Genomic DNA, 20,667 nt, shown 5'->3' on the forward strand with positions numbered 1-20,667 from the left:
GACCTGAACAGCGCGGGGCGCTGTTCACCTAAAACTGGCCGGGGAGAGGGGCAGTCCCTCCGTTTCCGGCCCTTCATTGTGTTGCGACTGCCCCTCTCCCAACCCTCTCCCCTGAAGGGGAGAGGGCTATTCTTTCACCCTCCCCGCTTCAGCGTCTCCCTGGCGATGATCAGTTGCTGGATCTGGCTGGTGCCTTCGTAGATGCGGAACAGCCGGACGTCGCGGTAGAGGCGTTCGATGCCGTAATCGGCGATGTACCCCGCGCCGCCGAAGATCTGGACCGCGCGATCGGCGACGCGGCCGACCATTTCGCTCGCGAAATACTTGGCCGCCGCCGCCTCCATCGTGGTGTTGCCGCCGGCATCCTTGGCGCCCGCCGTCTCCAGCACCAGCGCACGGGCGGCGAGCGCCTCGGTCTTCGAATCGGCCAGCATCGCCTGGATGAGCTGGTGCTCGGCGATCGGTTTGCCGAACTGGGTGCGGCCCGTGGCGTAGGCGACGCAATCGGCGATCAGCCGCTCGGCCACGCCGACGCAGACCGCCGCGATGTGCAGCCGCCCGCGATCGAGCACCTGCATCGCGATGCGGAACCCCTCGCCCTCGGCGCCCAGCCGGTTGGCGGCGGGGACGGGGACGTCGTCGAGGATCAGGTCGGCGACCCTGGCGCCGCGCTGGCCCATCTTCTTCTCGGGCGCGCCGACGCTCAGGCCGGGCAGGTCGCGGGGCACGAGGAAGGCGGAGACGCCGCGGCCGCCGGGTTCGTCGCCGGTGCGGGCCATCACGGTGAACAGGTCGGCCTTGTCGGCATTGGTGATGTAGCGCTTGGTTCCGCTCAGCCGGTAGACTTCGCCGTCGCGCACCGCGCGGGTCTTCACTGCGCCCGAATCCGACCCGACATCGGGCTCGGTCAGCGCGAAGCTGGTGACGATCTCGCCGCTCGCGATCCGGGGCAGCCACTGCGCCTTTTGCGCCGCAGTTCCCGCGATCACGAGCCCCTGCGACCCGATCCCGACATTGGTGCCGAAGGTCGAGCGGAACGCCGGGGTGGTGCGTCCCAGCTCGATCGCGACCCGGCATTCCTCGAGCATCGTCAGCCCCAGCCCGCCAAATTCCTGCGCGATGGAGAGCCCGAACAGCCCCAGCGCGCGCATCTCCGCCACCACCGCGTCGGGGATCGCATCGGCGGCCTCGACCTCGGCCTCGAGCGGGCGGAGCCGGTCGGCGACGAAGCGGCGGACGGTTTCGAGCAGCGCATCGAAAACTTCCGGGTCCAGGGCCATCGCAAGCGTTCCTCAGGTTCGAACGATGAGCCTACACTTCGAACGAAGGTCGCTGCAAGCCATACCCGATCTTCCAACCCAACGGAAATACCCGCCGGGACCGGACCCGGCGGGCATCCTTTCCTCCCCAGGAAAGTCGTCGATCAGCCCACGCGGCCCAGCCGGTGGTACAGGTTCGAATATTTGACCGATTCCGGCGAATCCCGGACCTGCTGCAGATGGGTGCCGACCGCTTCGCGGATCAGGCGGAAATCCTCGGTCGAGAAGACCGCGCGGCTGCGCTGCGGCTCGGACGGGCGGGGTTCGGTGGTCATGGCAGTGTCTCCTGATACGCGGATGGGTTATGCGGCTTCGCGGGTGAACTGGTCGGCTTCGGTCGATTGGGCATAGGCAGTGGTCGAGCTTTCGCCGCCGGCCACCGCCTGGGCGATGGCGTCGAAATAGCCGGTGCCGACTTCGCGCTGGTGGCGCGTCGCGGTATAGCCATTGGCCTCGGCGGCGAATTCGGCCTGTTGCAGCTCCGAATAGGCGGCCATGCCGCGATCCCGGTAGCCGCGGGCCAGTTCGAACATGCCGTAGTTGAGCTGGTGGAAGCCCGCGAGCGTCACGAACTGGAACTTATAGCCCATCGCGCCGATTTCGCGCTGGAAGCGAGCGATGTCGTCCTTGTCCAAATTCTTCTCCCAGTTGAAGCTGGGCGAGCAATTATAGGCGAGCATCTTGTCCGGATGCGCCTGTTTGATCGCCTCGGCGAAGCGGCGGGCGTCGTCGAGATTGGGCTTCGACGTTTCCCACCACAGCAGGTCGGCATGCGGCGCGAAGGCGAGCCCGCGCTGGATGCAATGGTCGACGCCGGTGCCCTCCTTGAGGCGGAAGAACCCCTCCGCGGTGCGCTCGCCGGTCAGGAACGGATGGTCGCGTTGGTCGACGTCCGAGGTGATGAGCTTCGCGCTCTCGGCGTCGGTGCGGGCGCAGATCACCGTGGGTACGCCGCACACATCCGCCGCCAGCCGCGCGGCATCGAGGTTGCGGATCTGCGCTTGCGTCGGGATCAGCACCTTGCCGCCGAGATGGCCGCACTTCTTCTCGCTGGCGAGCTGGTCCTCATAATGGACCCCGGCGGCGCCGGCGGCGATATAGGCCTTCATGATCTCGAAGCAGTTGAGCGGGCCGCCGAACCCGGCCTCCGCATCCGCCACGATCGGCGCGAACCAGTCGCGGGTGGCGCCGCCCTCCATATGCTCGATCTGGTCGGCGCGCTGGAGCGTGGCGTTGATCCGCTTGGCCAGTTCGGGCCCGGCATTGGCGGGGTAGAGCGACTGGTCGGGGTACATCTGGCCCGCGGTGTTGGCGTCGGCCGCAACCTGCCAGCCCGAGAGATAGATCGCCTTCAGCCCGGCGCGGACCATCTGCATCGCCTGGTTGCCCGACAGCGCGCCGAGCGCGTGGACATAGTCCTCGGTCCGCAGCAGCTCCCACAGCTTGAGCGCGCCGCGGCGGGCGAGGCTGTGCTCGACCGCGATCGAGCCGCGCAGCTTCGCCACGTCTTCGGGCGTGTAGGGGCGGACGATGCCGTCGAAACGCCCGGCGGGGGCGGGGACCAGATCCTCGAAGCGCTGCGGCATGTTGTGAATTCCTTGACGGGTGTGCGTTTCCTGTATGGGCTAAGTTGACGATCTTTAGGCGTGTGGATAGAAATTTGGGCCGGTTTCGGGGTTGTGCTGTGAAGTCCGTGCGGTGGTGGATTGTTGTGGTGTAAAGGTTTTACAAGGTGGCGAGTCGCGGGATGGTTGGAACATAGCAGGAACGATGGATGTAGGACAGGGGGCGGGATTTGCCATCGCTGTTTAGACTGCGTCCCCCTCACCCTTCCCACCGCCTACGGCGGCGGGCCCCTTCCCTCTCCCACAAGGGGAGAGGGAGCTTGGGCTACTGCGTCCCTCTCCCCTTGTGGGAGAGGGAGGGAGCGCCGAAGGCGCGGAAGGGTGAGGGGGACGAAGGGGAATGCGATAGCGCAGCCCCCACGCGGGGTGACGACGACAGAAGGGGAACACCACCATGGCCGAACGCAAGCTGCTCGCCGGGCACGCCATTCGCCGGCTTCGCCGCCAGCTCGGGCTGTCGCAGGTCGCCATGGCCGAGGCGCTCGACATGTCGCCGAGCTACCTCAACCTGATCGAGCGCAACCAGCGCCCGGTTTCCGCCGCGGTGCTGTTGCGGCTGGCTGAGGCCTATGATTTCGACCCGCGCAAGCTCAACGCCGCGGCGCCCGGGGGCGGGGCCGATGCGGTGCGGCGGCGGCTGAGCGATCCGTTGTTCGCCGACCTGGCGATCGACCGGCACCAGCTGGAGGAATGGCTGGCGGGCGCGCCCGACGGTGCCGAGGCGTTTGCGCGCGCCTATGACCGGATGGGCGGCGGCGCAGCGCCGGGTGCCGCGCCCGATGCCGAGGCCGCCGTCCGCCGCGAGATCGAACGGTGGCGCAACCATTTCCCCGATCTGGACGCGGTGGCCGAGGCGCTGGCCGATGAATTGCGGATGGGGGCGGGCGACCTGTACGGCGCGATGGCCGAGCGGCTGCGCGTCAAGCACCAGCTATCGGTGCGCATCCTGCCTGCCGAAGTGATGCCCGGGCTGACTCGGCGGCTCGACCTGCATGCGCGGCAATTGCAATTGTCGGAGATGCTCGATCCGTCCTCGCGCAGCTTCGCGCTGGCCGAGCAACTGGCGCAGGAGGCGCGCGGCGAGATCGATGCGCTGGTCCGTGGTGCGGCGCTCGACCGGCTGGGCGAGCGGATGTACCGGCGGCATCTGACCGGCTATTTCGCGGCGGCGCTGACGATGCCCTATGCCCGGTTCCTGCGCGCGTGCGAGGCGAGCGGCTATGACGTGGCGCTGCTCGAGCGCCGTTTCGGCGCGAGCTGGGAGCAGATCGCGCACCGGCTGACGACGCTGCACCGCGTCGGCGCGCGCGGGCTGCCCTTCTTCCTGTTGCGCGTGGACCGGGCGGGGCAGGTGTCGAAGCGGCTGGCGGGCGCGAGCGCGGCCCCGCTGGCGGAAGGGGCGGGGACGTGCCCGTTATGGAATGTGTACGAGGCGTTTGCCCGGCCCGACGAACTGCTGACGCAGCTCGTGGCGCTGGAGGATGGCAGCCGCTGGTTCACGATGACGCGCTGCGTCCGGCGTCACGGGATGCGCGTGGGCGGCGTGGCGGCGCGCTTTGCCGTGACATTGGGGCTGACGACGGGCGCGGCCGGGCCGCTGGCGGCGGCGGCGGGGGTTGCCCTGGAAGGCGCGGCGGTGCCCATCGGGCTGGGCTGCCGCGCCTGTACCCGCCCCGATTGCCCGCAGCGATCGGCGGCGCCGACCGGGCGGACGCGCGTGATGCCGGAGCGCGAGACGGGGGCGTCGCCGTTCGGGTTTGCTGCGGATTGAGGGGAGCGCACGGCGCCGCCCCGCGGGCGCGGTCAGCGCGCGTCGGAGTCCGTGTCCGCAGCATTGTCGGTCAGCGCGACGTTGATGTCGGTGGCCGCTGCGGCTTCGTCGAGCTGGCGCGTTTCGTCGGCGGTCGTGCCGGGGGCGGACTCGGGCGTGCCGCCGCAGCCGGCGAGCGCGAGCAGCGCGGCGAGCGGCAGCAGGCGCATCAGTCGGTGATCTCGGTCGCGTTGGCGTCGGCGCCTTCGGTGTCGGCGCTTCCGCTCTCCGGGGTGCCACTCGCAGTGGCTGCGGGCGGATAGGCCTCGGCCCCGGCCGCGTTGGCGGCGTCGACGTCGCGCACCGCCTCGCCCATCGTGTTGCTGTCGCCCGCAACCGTCTCATTCGCCTCGGCGGCTTCGTTCTTCGCCTTGCCGCCGCATGCGGACAGCGCGAGCAGGGCAGTCGCGGCGAGGGGGAGCAGGCGCGGGCGCATGGGGATTCCTTGAACAACGGCGTCGCCCTGCGCTAGCCGAGCGCAGCCGACGCATGCAACCCGCGTCGCGACTCAACAGCCGCATTGACCTGATATAAAGATATCTTTATATCTATATGCGACATGACCGCTTCGCTCACCATTTTCCGCGCCCTCGCCGATTCGACGCGGCTGCGCATCGTCGCGCTGCTCCGCTCGATGGAGCTCTCGGTGGGCGAGCTTGCGCAGGTGCTGGGGCAGAGCCAGCCGCGCGTCAGCCGCCATGTGAAGATCCTGTGCGATGCTGGCCTCGCCGAGCGGCGCAAGGAGGGAAGCTGGGTGTTCGTCGCGCTGGGCGCCGACGCCATTGTGAAGCCCGTGCTTGCCGCGCTGGACGCATGGGACGAGGGCGACCGCTGGGCGGCAGCCGACGAAGCGCGGCTGGCGGCGGTGCGCGCCGATCGCGCGGCGGCGGCGGCGGAGTGGTTCGAGGCGAATGCCGGGCAATGGGACGCGATCCGATCGCTGCACGTCGCCGAGGCGCAGGTCGAGGCGGCGATGGCGGCGGCGCTGGGCGGTGCTGGGCTGGCCAGTGCGGGGCTGGGGCGGCTGATCGATATCGGCACCGGCACCGGGCGGATGCTCGAGCTGTTCGCGCCCGATGCGCAGACCGCGCTGGGGATCGATCGCAGCTCCGAAATGCTGCGGCTGGCGCGTGCCAAGCTGTCCGAGCGCGGCTTGCTCAACACCGAATTGCGCCAGGCGGACCTTTATGCGCTGCCGCTCGCCGATGGCGGGGCCGACACCGCTATATTGCACCATGTCCTGCATTTCGCGCAGCAGCCGGGCGCGGCGATCGGCGAGGCGGCGCGGGTGCTGAGCCCGGGCGGTCGGCTGCTGATCGTCGATTTCGCGCCGCACCACCGCGAGGAATTGCGCACGCGCGATGCGCATACGCGGCTGGGCTTTTCGGACGAACAGATATTGGGCTGGTTCGACGCGAGCGGGATCGCGCCGAGCGAAGTCGACACGCTGGAGGGCGCGGAGCTCAGCGTGAAGCTATGGCTGGGCCGCAAGACCGGCCCGATTGCAGAGAGGGTTAAGGCGGCATGACATTCGTGGACCCGCTGGCGGCACCGCTGTTCGCGGACGTGGCCGGCGACATCGACATCTCGTTCGAATTCTTCCCGCCCAAGAGCGAGAAGATGGAGGCGGCTTTGTGGGAGTCGATCGAGACGCTGGGGCCGCTGGGGCCGCGCTTCGTCAGCGTGACCTATGGCGCGGGCGGCACGACGCGCGACCGGACGCACGCCACGGTGGCGCGGATCGCGCGCGAGACGGGCATCCCGGCGGCGGCGCATTTGACCTGTGTCGAGGCGACGCGCGACGAGGTCGACGCGGTGGCCGAGGCCTATTGGGCGGCGGGGGTGCGGCATATCGTGGCGCTGCGCGGCGATCCCCCGCGCGCGGGGGAGAAATACCAGACGCATCCGGGCGGCTATGAGAATGCCGCCGACCTCGTCGCGGGGCTGCGCCGGCTGCACCCGTTCGAGATTTCGGTGAGCGCCTATCCCGAATGCCACCCCGATTCGCCGAGCAAACAGGCCGATCTCGACAATCTGAAGCGCAAGATCGATGCCGGCGCCAACCGCGCGATCACGCAATTCTTCTTCGAGCCCGAGACCTTCCTGCGCTTTCGCGACGATGCGGCGGCGGCGGGGATCGACGCCGAGATCGTGCCGGGGATCATGCCGGTGACCAACTATGCCGCGATCCAGCGGATGGCGGCGATGTGCGGGACCGAGGTGCCGGCATGGCTGGGGCGGCTGTTCGACGGGCTCGAGGACCATCCCGCCGCGCGCCAGTTGGTCGCGGCGACGCTGACCGCGGAATTGTGCCGCAAGCTCTATGCGGGGGGCGTGCGGCAGTTCCACTTCTACACGCTCAACCGCGCCGAGCTGAGCTACGCGATCTGCCATTTGCTGGGGGTGCGGGCGAAGCCGGGGGCCGTGGCGGCGGCGGCATAGACAAATGCACCCCCTGCCCGCTTGCGGGAGGGGGCAGGGGGTGGGCCCACGCTCTCCTCCTGACGACACGCTTGTTGATGGCGGGGGCCCCCCCCCCAACCCCCTCCCGCAAGCGGGCAGGGGGAGAGGAAGAGAATGATGACACCACGCGAGACTTTCCTGGCCGAGGCGGCCAGGCGTATCCTGATCACCGACGGGGCGTTCGGGACCGAGATCCAGAACTGGAAGCTGTCCGAGGCGGATTATGCCGGCGCGCTCGGGCTGAGCCATGACCAGAAGGGCAATAACGACATCCTCGCGCTGACCAAGCCGGAGGTGCCGGCGAGCATCCACCGTGCCTATTTCGAGGCGGGGGCGGATATTGCCGAGACCAATACCTTCTCCGCCAACCGGATCAGCCAGGCCGATTATGGCGCCGAGCATCTGGTGCGCGAGATCAATATCGAGAGCGCGAAGCTGGCGCGCAGCATCGCCGACGAGTTCCAGGCGCGCGACGGTCGCCCGCGCTTCGTCGCGGGCGCGCTGGGGCCGACCAACAAGACGCTGTCGCTGAGCCCCGACGTCAACGACCCGGGCTATCGCGAGATCGATTTCGACCATCTGAAGGACGTGTACCGCGAACAGATCGACGCGCTGGTCGAGGGCGGGGTGGACTTCATCCTGATCGAGACGGTGTTCGACACGCTCAACGCCAAGGCGGGGATCATGGCGTCGATCGAGGCGGCGAACGCTCTGGGCCGCGATCTGCCGATCATGATGTCGATGACGCTGACCGATTTGTCGGGGCGCAACCTGTCGGGCCATACGGTCGAGGCGTTCTGGCACGCGGTGCGGCATGCCAAGCCGCTGACGATCGGGCTCAACTGCTCGTTCGGCGCCGAGCAGCTTCGCCCGCATGTGAAGGTGCTCTCCGCGCTCTGCGACACGCTGATCATGGTCTATCCCAATGCCGGCCTGCCCAACGAACTGGGCGCCTATGACGAGGCGCCGGCGACTACCGCCGCGCTGGTCAAGGAATGGGCCGATGCGGGGCAGGTCAATGTGCTCGGCGGCTGCTGCGGATCGACGCCCGCGCATATCGCCGAGATTGCGCGCGTGGTGCGGGGCTTGCCCGCGCGGGCGATCGCGGTGCCTGCGGTCCAGACCCGGCTGGCGGGGCTGGAGCCGTTTACGATGGCGGCCTGACCAAAAAGCCCGGCGAAGGCCGGGGTCTCGCAGTTACTGAGCGTGCGCTAGCGGCACGCGGTCCCGGCTTTCGCCGGGATGACGATTGGAAAAACCATGACCACCACTGCCTCCTCCACCAATTTCGTCAATATCGGCGAGCGCACCAACGTCACGGGCTCCGCGGCGTTCAAGAAGATGATCATGGCGGGGGACTATACCCGCGCGGTCGAGGTTGCGCGGCAGCAGGTCGAGAATGGCGCGCAGGTCGTCGACGTCAATATGGACGAGGGGCTGCTCGACGCGCATTACGCGATGACCACCTTCCTCAAGCTGATCGCCGCCGAGCCCGATATCGCCCGCGTGCCGGTGATGATCGACAGCTCGAAATGGTCGGTGATCGAGGCGGGGCTGAAATGCGTGTCGGGCAAGCCGATCGTCAATTCGATCAGCATGAAGGAAGGCGTCGACCAGTTCCTCGACCATGCCCGCAAATGCATGGCGTACGGCGCCGCGGTGGTGGTGATGGCGTTCGACGAGAAGGGCCAGGCCGACACCAAGGAGCGCAAGATCGAAATCTGCGAGCGCGCCTACCAGCTGCTGATGGAGATCGGCTTCCCGCCCGAGGACATCATCTTCGATCCCAATGTCTTCGCGGTCGCGACGGGGATCGAGGAGCATAACAACTACGGCGTCGACTTCATCGAGGCGACGCGCGAGATCAAGGCGCGCTGTCCGCATGTCCATATCTCGGGCGGGCTGTCGAACCTGAGCTTCAGCTTTCGCGGCAACGAGGCCGTGCGCAAGGCGATGCATTCGGTGTTCCTCTACCACGCGATCCCCGCGGGGATGGACATGGCGATCGTCAATGCCGGCCAGCTCGACATTTACGACCAGATCGAGCCCGAGCTGCGCACTGCTTGCGAGGATGTGATCCTCAATCGCGATCCCGAGGCGGGCGACCGGCTGGTAGCACTTGCCGAGAAGTTTCGCGGCACCGATGCCGTGGCCGAGAAGCAGGCCGCCGAGTGGCGCGGCTGGCCGGTCGCGCGGCGGCTGGAGCATGCGCTGGTCAAGGGCATCGACATGTATGTCGTCGAGGATACCGAGGAATGCCGCCTCGCCTTCCCGCGCCCGATCGAAGTGATCGAGGGGCCGCTGATGGACGGGATGAACGTCGTCGGCGACCTGTTCGGATCGGGCAAGATGTTCCTGCCGCAGGTGGTGAAGTCGGCGCGCGTGATGAAGAAGGCCGTCGCGCACCTCCTCCCCTATATCGAGGCGGCGAAGGAAGAGGGCGCCAAGGGCAAGGGCAAGATCATCATGGCGACCGTCAAGGGCGACGTCCATGACATCGGCAAGAACATCGTCGGCGTGGTCCTCCAGTGCAACGGCTTCGACGTGGTCGACCTGGGGGTGATGGTGCCCTGGTCCAAGATCATCGAGGCGGCGAACGAGAATGACGCCGACATGATCGGGCTGTCGGGGCTGATCACGCCGAGCCTCGACGAGATGGTGACCGTGGCCGAGGAAATGCAGCGTTCGGGCATGACGATGCCGCTGCTGATCGGCGGCGCGACCACGAGCCGGGTACATACCGCGCTGCGCATCGAGCCCGCCTATAAGGGGCCGGTGGTGCATGTCCTCGACGCCAGCCGCGCGGTGGGCGTGGCGACGACGCTCGTCTCCGACACGATCCGCGACGATTATGTGGCCAAGGTCGCCGAGGAATATGAGCAGGTCCGCCAGGCGCGCGCCGGGCGCGGACAGAGCGAGCTGGTGCCGCTCGACAAGGCGCGCGACAATGGCTTCGACGCGGACATGAGCCTGAAGCCGGGCAAGCCGCGGCTCCCCGGCGTGCATGACTTTCTCGACTGGGACCTGGCCGACCTGCGGCAATATATCGACTGGACGCCGTTCTTCCGCGCCTGGGAGCTGGCGGGCAATTATCCTGCGATCCTCGAGGACAAGGTGGTCGGCGAGAGCGCGACCTCGCTGTTCGCCGATGCGCAGGCGATGCTGGACCGGATCATCGCCGAGAAATGGCTGACCGCGCGCGGCGTGGTCGGGCTGTGGCCGTGCCGGCGGCAGGGCGACGACATCATCGTCCATGTCGAGGACGAGGTCCATTACACGCTCCCGATGCTCCGCCAGCAGATCGCCAAGCGCGAGGGGCGGGCAAACATGTGCCTCGCCGACTTTATCGACCATGACGGCGACTGGATCGGCGGGTTCGCGGTCGGCATCCACGGAATCGAGCCGCATCTCGCGAAGTTCAAGGCGGCGATCGACGATTATTCGGACATTTTGCTCAAGGCGCTGGCCGACCGGCTGGCCGAGGCCTTTGCCGAGCGGCTGCACCATTATGTGCGCACCGCCTTGTGGGGCTATGCCGAGGGCGAGCAGCTCACCAACGAGGCGCTGATCAAGGAGCAATATCGCGGCATCCGCCCGGCGCCGGGCTATCCGGCCTGCCCCGAGCACAGCCTGAAGCCGATCCTGTTCAAGATGCTCGACGCGCATCACCGCACCGGCATCTCGCTGACCGAGAGCTTCGCGATGCTGCCGACGGCGGCGGTGTCGGGGTTCTATTTCGGGCATCCGCAGGCCGAATATTTCGGCGTCGCGCGGATCGGGCAGGACCAGCTGGAGGAATATGCCGTTCGCCGCGGGATCAGCCTGGAGCTGGCGCAGCGCTACTTACGGCCCAATCTGGACTGAGGATTCTCCCTCGTTACCCTTCCTTCCCGTCACCCTCGTCTTAGCGGGACGAGGGTGACGGAGGAATTGAGGGGCGGGCGGTCCCGCGCCCTCAGTGGACGAAGCGCGCCACCACGTCGCGGTACGACCGCGACACCTTCACCTGCGCGCCTGAATCGAGCACCAGGAAGCATTCGCCATTGGTGTGCGGCTTGACCTGCTTGACCAGGTCGAGGTTGACGATCGTCGAGCGATGCACCCGCTGGAAGCGGCGCGGGTCGAGGCGCTTTTCGAGGTCCTTCATCGTTTCGCGCAAGATCAGCGTGTTGTCGCCGGTATAGATGCACATGTAATCGCCCGCCGCGTCGATCCGCTCGATCGTATCGACATCGACGCGGAAAATCTGGCCGCGATCCTTGATGTTGATGAGCTTTTCGAAGCGGTTGGCGGCCATTTCGTTGCCGCCATCGGTGCCCGCCATCTCCTCCGCGGTATCGGGGGCGACTTCGGCGAGGACTTCCTTGAGCTTCTCCACCTCCTCGACGCCGCGTTTCTCGGCAAGGCGCTGGCGGACCCGGTCGAGCGTGTCGGCCAGCCGGGCGGGTTCGACCGGCTTCATCAGATAGTCCATCGCCTGTGCCTCGAACGCGCGGATCGCGTGGTCGGAATAGGCGGTGACGAAGACGAAGAGCGGCGGTTCGACTTCCATCAGCCCCTGGACCACCGAGAAGCCGTCAAAGCCGGGCATCTGGATGTCGAGGAAGACGAGGTCGGGTTTGTGGGTCTTGATCGCGCGAATGGCTTCGCGGCCGTTGGAGCATTTGTCGATGATTTCGACATCCTCGTGCTCCTGGAGCCGGAGTTCCAGTCCCTGGATCGCCAGGGGTTCGTCGTCGACGAGGATGGTACGGATTGTCATGCGGCCTCTCGGTTCGGTTCCTCGAGTTGGAACGGGATTTCTATCTCAACGCTGAACCCCTGCCCCGGGTCCGCGCGCGTCTCAAAACGATGGTCAGGCCCGAAAGCCTGCGCCAATCGCTCCTTGATATTGGCGAGCCCCACGCCGGTTGAAAGGGTCGGCCTCGGGCGCGCTTCGATCAATCCCGGACCGGTGTCGGATACGCTGATCTGCACCCGTTCTCCGGCGAGCCGAGCGGTGACGGTGATGTCGGCCCCCTCTTCCTGCGGCGTTACCGCATATTTAATCGCGTTTTCGACCAAGGGCTGGAGCAGCAGCGACGGCAACCGTGCCTTGGCGCAGCGCGGGTCGATGGCGAAATGCGGACGCAGCCGCGCGTCGAAGCGCATCTTCTCGATCTCCAGATAGAGCTGGAGCGTCTCGACCTCCTGCGCGAGCGTGACATGCGCGGTCGGCTCGTTCGCCAGCGTGTAGCGCAGGAACGAGGACAGGCGGCTGAGCATCACGTTCGCGCGCTCGGTCTGTTTGAGCAGCACCAGCGTCGAGATCGAATTGAGCGTGTTGAACAGGAAATGCGGGTTGAGCTGGTAGCGCAGCATCGCGAGCTGCGCGCTCGACGCCTGATTCTCCAGAACCTGCATCTGATCGATCTGCTGCTCGACGATCAGGTAGAAGTTGATCCCGAAATACAGCGCCGACCAGCCCGCGAGGACGGTGAAGGTGAGGAAGGTATAGCCCAGCACGCGGGTGAGGGTGATCCCCGGCTCGGCCGCGGTGAACGAGAAGGTGAACGCCTCCAGCGTCGCATAGATCAGCGTGGCGATCCCCAGCGTGCCGAGCGTCAGCAGGACCGCCGGGATACGCGGGAAGCGCCGGTAATAGCCATAGAGCGATGACATCAGCAGCGTCAGGCAATAGCCGACGATCGCCTCGATGATCGACTTGATCACCCCTTCGACCGACAGCCCGTTCGAAATGCTCGAGACGGTGCGCAGCAGCAGATAGCCGCTCCACCCCCCCGCCTGGAGCATCCAGAAGGCGCGACTCTTGTCCTCGAAAAAGGGGCGCGCGAGCCGCCCCGGCCTTGTCATCGTCCGCGGCATCAAGCGCCGCGCGGGGTCCACTGCCTTTGCCACGCGGCTCCTCTACCACCGGCGGCGGGGCGGGGCAAAGAGGGGCGGTGTTCGCCGCACAAACGAAAACCGCCGCCCCATCGCTGGGGCGGCGGCTTCGTAGGGGCTTGGTGCGAAGGCTTAGAAGCCGACGACCAGCGTGCCCATGAACGTGCGCGGATAGCCGATCTGGCTGTTCAGCGCGCTGCCATAGCTGACGATGTCAACGCCCTGGCCAACGCGGCAATTGCCGTTCGAGCTGCCGCAATAGGTCGGGCCCTGGTTCAGCGAACCGTTGCCGCTGTTGACGCTGCCAACCCACAGCGTGTTCCAGACGTTGAGCACGTTGAGCTGGAAATAGGTCTGGTCGTTGAGACCGGCCCAGCCGAGCGGCACGCGTGCATCGATATTGATCTGGGTATAGGCCGGGGTCTTGTTCCCGTACACCGTATACTGGTTGTACACGGTGCTCGCCCCGGTGCCCGTGGCGATGATCGCACGGACCGGCTCGTTGGTGTCGTACAGATAGCGCGGGCCGGTGCGCTTGGCGTTGAAGCCGACGCTGAAGTAATCGAGATCGACCGTCGCGCCGCCGCCGAAGGTGTATTCCGGCGCATTGGCTTCGCGCTTGCCGGCGGTCGGGGCATAGATAATCGAGCCGACGGGGCCGAGCGGGCCGGCCACCGTGGTGCGACCGATTTCGACGTCGTTCTGGATCTCCGAGTGGAGATACGAACCAAAGGCATAGACGCTCAGCTGGCGAACCGGCGAATAGGCGATCGTGCCGTCGACGCCGTACTTCTTGACCGCGCCCAGGTTGCGATAGACCGACTTGTCCAGATCGGGGTCATAGGACTGCGCAAGGCGGTTCTGATAGTCGGTGTACCAGCCCGAGAGCTGCAGCTGGAGCGTCGACGAACGATAGCGGATGCCCAGGTCGAAATTGTCCGAGGTTTCCGGCTTGGGGTTCGCCGAGGCGGTGCCCTTCACGAAGTAGAAGGAGTTGTACAGGTTATCCGTACCCGGAACCTGCAGACCCTTCGAATAATTGCCGAACACATCGACCTGCTGCGTCAGCGACCAGGTGTAGCCGACGTTCGGCAGGATCTTCTTGTAGTTGAAGATGCGCTGCTGCGGTCCCTGGGTCGGGAAGGTGCAGACCGTGCCGACGCAGGTCGCGCCGTTTGCGGCCGCGACGCTCGCCACGACCGTCTGGGTCGGGTTCGCGGCGAGCCAGGCGGCCTGTGCGGTCGTGTCGCTGCCGAAGCATTCGACGAAGCCCGCCGCGCTCGACGTGGCGCAATAGTTGGTCAGGTTGCGACGGAAGAACGGAGCGCGGATGCCGCCGTTGACGCGGAAGGTGTCGTCGAAGAACGAACCGCGATATTCGGCAGCGACCTGGTGCAGGATCGCGAACGACAGGCGATCGCGCTTCTGGAGGACGCGACCGTTTACGTCGGCGACCGGGTCATTGACCGGGAAGACGTCGTAGGGCTTGCCGTTGAGCTGGAGATAGCCGGTCTCGCCCGTCTGACGGTGACGCGCACGGTCATAGGTGTAGGCGAGGCGGATGCTCTGGTCGGGGGTGATGTCGTAGCGCAGCGACGAGATCACGCCGATGCGCTGCGTCTGGGTCTGGCTCGGTGCGAGCAGCCGGACGGTGTCGAGCAGATCGCCGTCGCCGTTGAGGTCACGACCGAAATAGGGGGTGCCGCCGATATAGCCCGACTGGCAGCTCACCGTCGCGCTGTTGGCGGTGGTGTTGCAGTTCGCATTGCCGCCCGAGGGATTGACGTCGCGGCGCGCTTCCTGCGCGACGACGGTGCCGCCGCCGTTTGCCTTCACATACTGGTAGCTCGGATCGACCGAGAGGACGAGGCCGTCCATCAGCGTGAAGCGCGATGCGCCGCGGATGTTGCCGGTGTTCGACGGATTGTAGCGCTCGTCGAAGATCGAGCCGCAGCTATTTGCAGCCTGCGCGCCGGCGCCGGTGACCTGGTTGGTCTGGCATGCCGGGACGGTGTAGGATGCTTCGTCGCGGGTCAGCGGGAAGCGGTTCGACGAGTTCGGGCCGACCGTGCCGCCGCCGGCGGTGCCGGGAACGGTCCAGCGCAGCGGCACCGAGCCCTGGAAGTTGTTGCGGTTCTCATTGTAGTGGCCGGCAAGCGAGATGAAGTCGCCGTTGCTGCCCAGCGTCTGATAGATGCGGGCGTTATACTGCTGCTTCTCGATCTGCGATTCTTTGTTGAACGGCGAATGGTTGCGCGTCGTGCTGCCCGCGAACCAGGCGCGGGTGCCGAACGGGCCGAACTCGCCGGTGTTGACCAGGCCGAACACGCGGAAGAAGCCGAAGTCGCCGGCCGAGCCGACCAGCTTGACGCCGAAATCCTCGGTCGGGACGATCGAGCGATAATTGACCGTCGAACCGGTGGCCGACGCGGTCGGGCTGTCGACGTCGGTCGAGCCGAAGTTGACGTTGACCTGCTCGATCAGCTCGGGGTCGAGCTGCTGGTTGCCGTAGATCGCATAGCCGCCCGAGTCGTTCAGCGGAACGCCGTCGAAGGTCTGGCTGATGCGCGTCGAGTCGAAGCCGCGGATGTTGAGCGAGCCGCCCGACGAACCATAGGGATCGTTGCTCTGATAGCTGACGCCCGGAAGCTGGTTGATGATTTCGTTGACCGACTGGCCGGGCGACTGGCGGTTGATGAACTCCGACGTCAGCACGCCGCGCGACTTGGACGTGTCGGGAACGACGATGCCGTTGACGCCGTTATCGGCACGGGCGCCCGTGACGACGATCTCGGCGCCTTCTTCGAAATCCACCGAACCCGTCGACTGCGCATAGGCGCTCGCCGGGAGGATCAGCGCGGCAAAAGCCACGCCTGCATAAAGCTTGTTGCGCATTTGGTAGTCCCCTTGCGTGTGCATCCCTGATGCACGTAATCACAGCGGTGCGGTTCACCGTCTCCGCCGCCCTTGCGTGTCATTTATGTCGGAGCCATGACAGTCAATCGGGCGCTGCGATGAGCCCCCTGTTCATCTGCGATTCAGTTTTGTGCGTTGCAAAAAAGCATCACTGCGCCGCGGCGACAATCTCCGCCCAATCGGCCTCGGTAATCACCGGAATCCCCAGCTCTGCGGCCTTTTTCAGCTTCGATCCGGCGCCGGGGCCGGCGATTACCAGGTCGGTTTTCGCCGATACCGATCCGGCGACGCGCGCGCCGAGCAATTCGGCCTGCGCCTTGGCTTCGTCGCGGCTGAGCGACTCGAGGCTGCCGGTAAATACCAGCGTCTTGCCCGACACTTCCGAGTCGCGGGTCTCATGCACCAGGTCGGCGGGGGCCACCTGGCCGAGCAGATCGGCGACGGCATCGGCGTTGTGCGGCTCGGCGAAGAAGTCGACCAGCGCGAACGCGACTTCGGGGCCGACCTGTGCGGTCTCGACGACGGCGGCCAGTTCCTTCGCCAGCCGGGTGCGGAACTTCTCGTCGGTCTCGCCGATCGCGGCCGCCGCCGCCGCGCGGACCGCCAGTGCGCGATCGATCATCGCCCGGAACGCATCCCAGCTGCGATAGCGCCGCGCAAGATCGCGCGCGGTGATCTCGCCGACATGGCGGATGCCGAGCGCGAACAGGAAGCGATCGAGCGGCGGGGCGCGGCGCGCATCGATCGCCGCGATCAGGTTGGTCGCCGAAAGCTCCGCCCAGCGTTCGCGGCCCAGCAACTGTTCGCGCGTCAGGCGGAAAATGTCCGCGGGCGTGCGCACCAGCCCGTCGCGGAAAAAGCTCTCGATATGCACCAGCCCGAGCCCATCGATGTCGAGCGCGTGGCGCGACACGAAATGGCGCAGCCGCTCGACGCGCTGCGCGGGGCAGATCAGCCCGCCGGTGCAGCGGAAATCGACTTCGTCGGGCGCGCGATCCGCCATCGATCCGCATTCGGGGCAGTGGGTGGGAAAGGCCCAGGGCGCGCGTGCGGCGTCGCGGGTCAGATTCTCGACGATCTGCGGGATCACGTCGCCCGCGCGCTGGAGCACCACACGGTCGCCCGGGCGCACCCCAAGCCGTTCGATCTCGTCGGCATTGTGCAGCGTCGCGTTGCGCACCACGACGCCGCCGACGGTCACCGGCTCGAGCTTTGCGACCGGAGTCAGCTTGCCGGTGCGCCCGACCTGGATCTCGATGTCGTTGAGCGTCGTCTGCGCGCGCTCGGCGGGGAATTTATGCGCCAGGCCCCAGCGCGGGGCGCGCCCGACAAAGCCCAGCCGCGCCTGCCAGTCGATCCGGTCGACCTTATAGACCACGCCGTCGATATCATAGGGCAGGTCGGCGCGCTGCACCTCGATCCGGCGATACTGCGCCAGCGCGGGCTCGACCTGGACGCAATCGACCAGCAGCGGCGAGACCGGAAAGCCCCAGCCCGCAATCGCCTGCATCACTCCGAACTGCGTTTCGGCGGGCAGCGCCGCCGCCTCGCCCCAGCCATAAGCGAGGAAGCGTAAGGGGCGCGACCGCGTTACCTCCGGGTCCTTCTGGCGCAGCGATCCGGCCGCGGCGTTGCGCGGATTGGCGAACTGGCGCGCGGTTGCCGGGTCGACTGCCTCGGCCAGCAGCCGCGCGTTGAGCGCGACGAAATCGGCCTTCGCCATATAGACTTCGCCGCGCACCTCGAACAGATCGGGGGCGTCGTCGGGCAGCGTCTGGGGGATGTCGGCGATGGTGCGGACGTTCGCGGTGACATTCTCCCCCACCTGACCATCGCCGCGCGTGGCGGCGAGCACCAGCACGCGGTTCTCATAGCGCAGCGAGCAGGACAGCCCGTCGATCTTGGGCTCGGCGGTCAGCGCGACGCGCTCTTCCTCGCTCAGCGACAGGAAGCGGCGGACGCGGATCACGAATTCCAGCACCTCGGCATCCGAAAATGCATTGTCGAGGCTGAGCATCGGGCGGGCATGCGCGACCTTGGCAAGATGCCCGGCGGGCGCCGCGCCCACCTGTCGTGCGGGCGAGTCGGCGCGGACCAGATCGGGGAAGGCCGCCTCGATCGCGGCGTTGCGGCGGACCAGCGCGTCGAACTCGGCGTCGCTGATCTCGGGCGCGTCGTCTGTGTGGTAGCGCGCATTATGGTGCGCGATCTCGGTGGCGAGCCGCGCCAGCTCGGCGGCGGCTTCTTCCTGGGTCCGGGGCAGATCGGCTGTCATCGCGCCGGGTTAGGGGAGGGGGTGGGGGCGGATCAAGCTTGATTGCACGGCCCTGCACGCCGACATGCGGCACATGGCAAGGATCAAGACGGGGATTCGCTGGGGACTGGCGGTCCTGCTCTGGTCGATCGTGGGGCTGTGCCTGACGGTGACGGTGGCGCCGCATTTCCTGGATCGCATCTATTATCGCGGTCCGGTGAGCGGGCATTTCGACGGCGCGCATTTCTTCAATCCCGATGGCGACGACGATCGGCTGGTGACGCACGGCCCGAGAAGCCGCACCCGGATGATCGCGGCGCAGGTCTTTGGCGATGCCACGCGCCCCAACTGGCCGGAGCGCGTGGCCGTCAGCCCCAGCCGGCCCCCGGCGCGGGTGGAGGGCGCGCGGATGCTCGTGACCTGGATCGGCCATGCCAGCGTTCTGATCCAGACGAGCGGGATCAACATCCTGACCGATCCGGTATGGGGCGAGCGTGCCGGACCCTTTGGCATCGGCCCGCGACGGGTTGCCGAGCCCGGCGTGCGCTTCGACGATTTGCCGCCGATCGATTTGGTGGTCGTCAGCCACAACCATTACGACCATATGGAACTGGCGACGCTCAAGCGGCTGTGGGACCGCGACCGTCCCCGGATCGTCACATCGCTCGGCAATGACAGCGTGATCGCGCAGGCGGGCGTGCCGAGCGTCGCGCTGGATTGGGGACAGCGGCTTCGCCTGCGCCCCGGCATCGACGTGGCGGTGACGCGCAACCATCATTGGGGCAGCCGCTGGTTCGCCGACCGGAACCGGGCGCTGTGGTCCAGTTTCGTAGTGCGCCTGCCCGGCGGCAACATCTTCTTCGCCGGCGACACGGGGCTTGGCGACGGCAAATGGCCCGCCGAGGCGGCGGCGCTGGGGCCGATCCGGTTCGCGGCACTCCCGATCGGCGCCTTCCGCTTCGAGGAAGGGCAGATGGCGATCGGCAGCCATATCGGGCCGCGCGACGCGATCCGGGTGTGGGACGGGCTGGGGCGCCCCTTCGCCTTGCCGATCCACTGGGGCACCTTCCGCCTGTCGCGCGAAGGCTATGCCACGCCGCCGCGCATGCTGCGCGGGATGCTGGCCTGCGCGGGAAGTGATCCGTCCCGCTTTCGCGCGGTGCCGGTCGGGCAGCAAGTGGAGGTCCCGTTGGCGGGGCAGCCGCCGGTTGCGAACATGGGGGCGATCGATGCGTGCGTGCAGGCGGGCAGGTTCGACGCGCTGCGCTGACGGCGTGCGGCGACGCGTGCCGGTGCCCGCTTGAGGCGCGCGCGCGACCGGGATATGGTCGCGGCACGGGAGGGGAGCCCTGGAACCGATGGACCTACGCGCCGCGCGGCTGCCGCGCCGCTATGACACTACGCTCGACCGCGCCGGACTGGCTCTGGCCGTGGGTAGCGTGTTGCTGGGCCTGATCGCCACCGGCCTGATCGCGCTGGGTGGCCGGACCGAGCCCGCGACGCTGGTGACCGGCGCGCTGCTCGGCAGCATCTTCGGTGGCATCGCGATTACCGCGGTGGCGGGGCCGCTATGGCTGGTGATGCACGTTGCCGGACTGCGCCGCCCCGGCCACGCCGCGCTGGTCGGCGCAGTCACTGCGCTCGCGATTTTCGTCGGTGCGCAGACCTATGGCTTCGGCCTGTTCGAAATGCCGGCGATGGACGAGCGCGCCTGGATCTTCCGGTGGCTCAGCGCACTCGCGACGAGCGGGGTTCTGGCGCTTATCGCCGCGTCGATCGGGTTGGTGATGTGGCGGATCGCGTATCGCCGCCAGCTCTGATCACCCCGCAGCGGCGCATTCGCCCAGCCGCTTGCCCGTCGCCTGGACCTTGAACGCCAGATAGCCCGGCTGTCCCTTCAGCCCGTTCTGCTGCGAGAGCAGGATGTCGAACCCGGTCGGCGAACTGGTGCCCGCCGCCCGGATGTGCGTCGCGGGCGCGCCTTCCTTCTTGCAGGTGATGTCGGCGTCGATCCTGCCGCCTGCGAGTTCATAGCGCGCGAAGCGGCACGTCCCCGCCGCCTTTTCCAGCTGCTCGAGGTCGAGCGGCTTCAACTCCTTCTCGGTCCGGCATGCCGTGGTGTCGCGTGCCTGTTTCCGGATCGCCTCGTCCTGCGCGGCGCGGACGTCGGGCGAAACATCGCCGAGTTCGGCGGACTGGATCGCGATCTGGAGCCGCCACAGGCCGGGCTTGAGCGCGGTCTTTTCGCGCGCCGCCTTCATCAGCCGCGTCACTTGTGCGCTGTCGACATCGGTCGCGTGGATCTCGCCTGTCTCCGCCGCCTGCTTCTCCGCAGCCGACTGGCATCCGCCCAGCGGCAGGGCCGCCGCGGCAACCAGCAGAATTCGACGCATCTAT

General features: G+C 67.2%; 17 protein-coding genes. 7 read left to right on the plus strand and 10 right to left on the minus strand.

The window, feature by feature from the left end:
• Positions 1–134: 134 nt before the first annotated feature.
• The 3 genes from TS85_RS23275 to aceA all read right to left on the minus strand — a co-directional run bounded on the left by TS85_RS23275 (position 135) and on the right by aceA (position 2,905).
• Complete coding sequence (locus TS85_RS23275; RefSeq protein ID WP_044335452.1) at positions 135–1,280, minus strand: acyl-CoA dehydrogenase family protein; 1,146 nt, start codon at positions 1,278–1,280, stop codon at positions 135–137.
• Positions 1,281–1,423: 143 nt separating this feature from the next.
• Positions 1,424–1,594, minus strand: a complete 171-nt coding sequence (locus TS85_RS25905) for a hypothetical protein (protein WP_173426256.1) — start codon at positions 1,592–1,594, stop codon at positions 1,424–1,426.
• A gap of 27 nt (positions 1,595–1,621) precedes the next feature.
• Positions 1,622–2,905, minus strand: a complete 1,284-nt coding sequence (gene aceA / locus TS85_RS23280; protein WP_044335454.1) for an isocitrate lyase — start codon at positions 2,903–2,905, stop codon at positions 1,622–1,624.
• 433 nt (positions 2,906–3,338) lie between these two features.
• Between aceA and TS85_RS23285 the strand changes: the two genes are divergently transcribed.
• The gene (locus TS85_RS23285; RefSeq protein ID WP_044335456.1) at positions 3,339–4,715 is read left to right on the plus strand and encodes a helix-turn-helix domain-containing protein; all 1,377 of its coding nucleotides are present in this window, start codon (positions 3,339–3,341) and stop codon (positions 4,713–4,715) included.
• A 32-nt stretch (positions 4,716–4,747) separates the two neighbouring features.
• Here the strand turns inward: TS85_RS23285 and TS85_RS25710 are convergent, their stop codons facing one another.
• Both TS85_RS25710 and TS85_RS23290 read right to left on the minus strand, forming a co-directional pair.
• The gene (locus TS85_RS25710) at positions 4,748–4,924 is read right to left on the minus strand and encodes a hypothetical protein (RefSeq protein ID WP_155006541.1); all 177 of its coding nucleotides are present in this window, start codon (positions 4,922–4,924) and stop codon (positions 4,748–4,750) included.
• Entirely contained in the window at positions 4,924–5,190 is a 267-nt protein-coding gene (locus TS85_RS23290) for a hypothetical protein (protein ID WP_044335458.1), read from the minus strand. The genes TS85_RS25710 and TS85_RS23290 overlap by 1 nt, the downstream gene beginning before the upstream one ends.
• A gap of 123 nt (positions 5,191–5,313) precedes the next feature.
• Here TS85_RS23290 and TS85_RS23295 point away from each other — a divergent pair, with 123 nt between their 5' ends.
• The 4 genes from TS85_RS23295 (at position 5,314) to metH (ending at position 11,081) form a co-directional block, all read left to right on the plus strand.
• A complete protein-coding gene (locus tag TS85_RS23295; RefSeq protein ID WP_044335460.1) occupies positions 5,314–6,282 on the plus strand; it encodes an ArsR/SmtB family transcription factor in 969 nt (322 codons plus the stop codon).
• A complete protein-coding gene (gene metF / locus TS85_RS23300; protein ID WP_173426257.1) occupies positions 6,279–7,196 on the plus strand; it encodes a methylenetetrahydrofolate reductase in 918 nt (305 codons plus the stop codon). Before TS85_RS23295 ends, metF begins: the two co-directional genes overlap by 4 nt.
• 138 nt (positions 7,197–7,334) lie before the next feature.
• Positions 7,335–8,381 carry a homocysteine S-methyltransferase family protein gene (locus tag TS85_RS23305; RefSeq protein WP_044336907.1) on the plus strand — a complete coding sequence of 349 codons (1,047 nt, stop codon included), beginning with the start codon at positions 7,335–7,337 and terminating at the stop codon, positions 8,379–8,381.
• A gap of 96 nt (positions 8,382–8,477) precedes the next feature.
• Complete coding sequence (gene metH / locus TS85_RS23310; RefSeq protein ID WP_044336909.1) at positions 8,478–11,081, plus strand: methionine synthase; 2,604 nt, start codon at positions 8,478–8,480, stop codon at positions 11,079–11,081.
• Between the two features lie 91 nt (positions 11,082–11,172).
• On the opposite strand, the gene TS85_RS23315 is transcribed toward metH, so the two are convergent.
• The 4 genes from TS85_RS23315 to ligA form a co-directional block, all read right to left on the minus strand.
• A complete protein-coding gene (locus TS85_RS23315) occupies positions 11,173–11,979 on the minus strand; it encodes a LytR/AlgR family response regulator transcription factor (protein WP_044335461.1) in 807 nt (268 codons plus the stop codon).
• The gene (locus TS85_RS23320) at positions 11,976–13,082 is read right to left on the minus strand and encodes a sensor histidine kinase (RefSeq protein ID WP_044336911.1); all 1,107 of its coding nucleotides are present in this window, start codon (positions 13,080–13,082) and stop codon (positions 11,976–11,978) included. Before TS85_RS23320 ends, TS85_RS23315 begins: the two co-directional genes overlap by 4 nt.
• Positions 13,083–13,232: 150 nt before the next feature.
• Positions 13,233–15,995, minus strand: a complete 2,763-nt coding sequence (locus tag TS85_RS23325; protein WP_044335463.1) for a TonB-dependent receptor — start codon at positions 15,993–15,995, stop codon at positions 13,233–13,235.
• Between the two features lie 169 nt (positions 15,996–16,164).
• Complete coding sequence (gene ligA / locus TS85_RS23330) at positions 16,165–18,291, minus strand: NAD-dependent DNA ligase LigA (RefSeq protein WP_044335464.1); 2,127 nt, start codon at positions 18,289–18,291, stop codon at positions 16,165–16,167.
• 73 nt (positions 18,292–18,364) lie between these two features.
• On the opposite strand from ligA, the gene TS85_RS23335 reads away from it, so the two are divergent.
• Both TS85_RS23335 and TS85_RS23340 read left to right on the plus strand, forming a co-directional pair.
• Complete coding sequence (locus tag TS85_RS23335) at positions 18,365–19,540, plus strand: MBL fold metallo-hydrolase (protein WP_044335466.1); 1,176 nt, start codon at positions 18,365–18,367, stop codon at positions 19,538–19,540.
• A gap of 88 nt (positions 19,541–19,628) precedes the next feature.
• On the plus strand, positions 19,629–20,090 hold the full coding sequence (locus TS85_RS23340) for a hypothetical protein (RefSeq protein ID WP_044335468.1): 462 nt from the start codon (positions 19,629–19,631) through the stop codon (positions 20,088–20,090).
• On the opposite strand, the gene TS85_RS23345 is transcribed toward TS85_RS23340, so the two are convergent.
• A complete protein-coding gene (locus TS85_RS23345) occupies positions 20,091–20,663 on the minus strand; it encodes a DUF3617 domain-containing protein (RefSeq protein WP_044335470.1) in 573 nt (190 codons plus the stop codon).
• Positions 20,664–20,667: the final 4 nt, after the last annotated feature.

It is taken from the genome of Sphingomonas hengshuiensis (genome assembly GCF_000935025.1).
GTDB classification, from domain to species: domain Bacteria; phylum Pseudomonadota; class Alphaproteobacteria; order Sphingomonadales; family Sphingomonadaceae; genus Sphingomonas; species Sphingomonas hengshuiensis.

What these genes read in the sequence shown, in the direction of transcription:
- TS85_RS25905 (WP_173426256.1), bottom strand. Translation starts at nt 1,594, where the DNA reads ATGACCACCGAACCCCGCCCGTCCGAGCCGCAGCGCAGCCGCGCGGTC.
- TS85_RS23345 (WP_044335470.1), bottom strand. Translation starts at nt 20,663, where the DNA reads ATGCGTCGAATTCTGCTGGTTGCCGCGGCGGCCCTGCCGCTGGGCGGA.
- aceA (WP_044335454.1), bottom strand. Translation starts at nt 2,905, where the DNA reads ATGCCGCAGCGCTTCGAGGATCTGGTCCCCGCCCCCGCCGGGCGTTTC.
- TS85_RS23325 (WP_044335463.1), bottom strand. Translation starts at nt 15,995, where the DNA reads ATGCGCAACAAGCTTTATGCAGGCGTGGCTTTTGCCGCGCTGATCCTC.
- TS85_RS25710 (WP_155006541.1), bottom strand. Translation starts at nt 4,924, where the DNA reads ATGCGCCTGCTGCCGCTCGCCGCGCTGCTCGCGCTCGCCGGCTGCGGC.
- TS85_RS23315 (WP_044335461.1), bottom strand. Translation starts at nt 11,979, where the DNA reads ATGACAATCCGTACCATCCTCGTCGACGACGAACCCCTGGCGATCCAG.
- TS85_RS23335 (WP_044335466.1), top strand. Translation starts at nt 18,365, where the DNA reads ATGGCAAGGATCAAGACGGGGATTCGCTGGGGACTGGCGGTCCTGCTC.
- TS85_RS23340 (WP_044335468.1), top strand. Translation starts at nt 19,629, where the DNA reads ATGGACCTACGCGCCGCGCGGCTGCCGCGCCGCTATGACACTACGCTC.
- TS85_RS23290 (WP_044335458.1), bottom strand. Translation starts at nt 5,190, where the DNA reads ATGCGCCCGCGCCTGCTCCCCCTCGCCGCGACTGCCCTGCTCGCGCTG.
- TS85_RS23285 (WP_044335456.1), top strand. Translation starts at nt 3,339, where the DNA reads ATGGCCGAACGCAAGCTGCTCGCCGGGCACGCCATTCGCCGGCTTCGC.
- TS85_RS23305 (WP_044336907.1), top strand. Translation starts at nt 7,335, where the DNA reads ATGACACCACGCGAGACTTTCCTGGCCGAGGCGGCCAGGCGTATCCTG.
- ligA (WP_044335464.1), bottom strand. Translation starts at nt 18,291, where the DNA reads ATGACAGCCGATCTGCCCCGGACCCAGGAAGAAGCCGCCGCCGAGCTG.
- metF (WP_173426257.1), top strand. Translation starts at nt 6,279, where the DNA reads ATGACATTCGTGGACCCGCTGGCGGCACCGCTGTTCGCGGACGTGGCC.
- TS85_RS23295 (WP_044335460.1), top strand. Translation starts at nt 5,314, where the DNA reads ATGACCGCTTCGCTCACCATTTTCCGCGCCCTCGCCGATTCGACGCGG.
- TS85_RS23275 (WP_044335452.1), bottom strand. Translation starts at nt 1,280, where the DNA reads ATGGCCCTGGACCCGGAAGTTTTCGATGCGCTGCTCGAAACCGTCCGC.
- metH (WP_044336909.1), top strand. Translation starts at nt 8,478, where the DNA reads ATGACCACCACTGCCTCCTCCACCAATTTCGTCAATATCGGCGAGCGC.
- TS85_RS23320 (WP_044336911.1), bottom strand. Translation starts at nt 13,082, where the DNA reads ATGCCGCGGACGATGACAAGGCCGGGGCGGCTCGCGCGCCCCTTTTTC.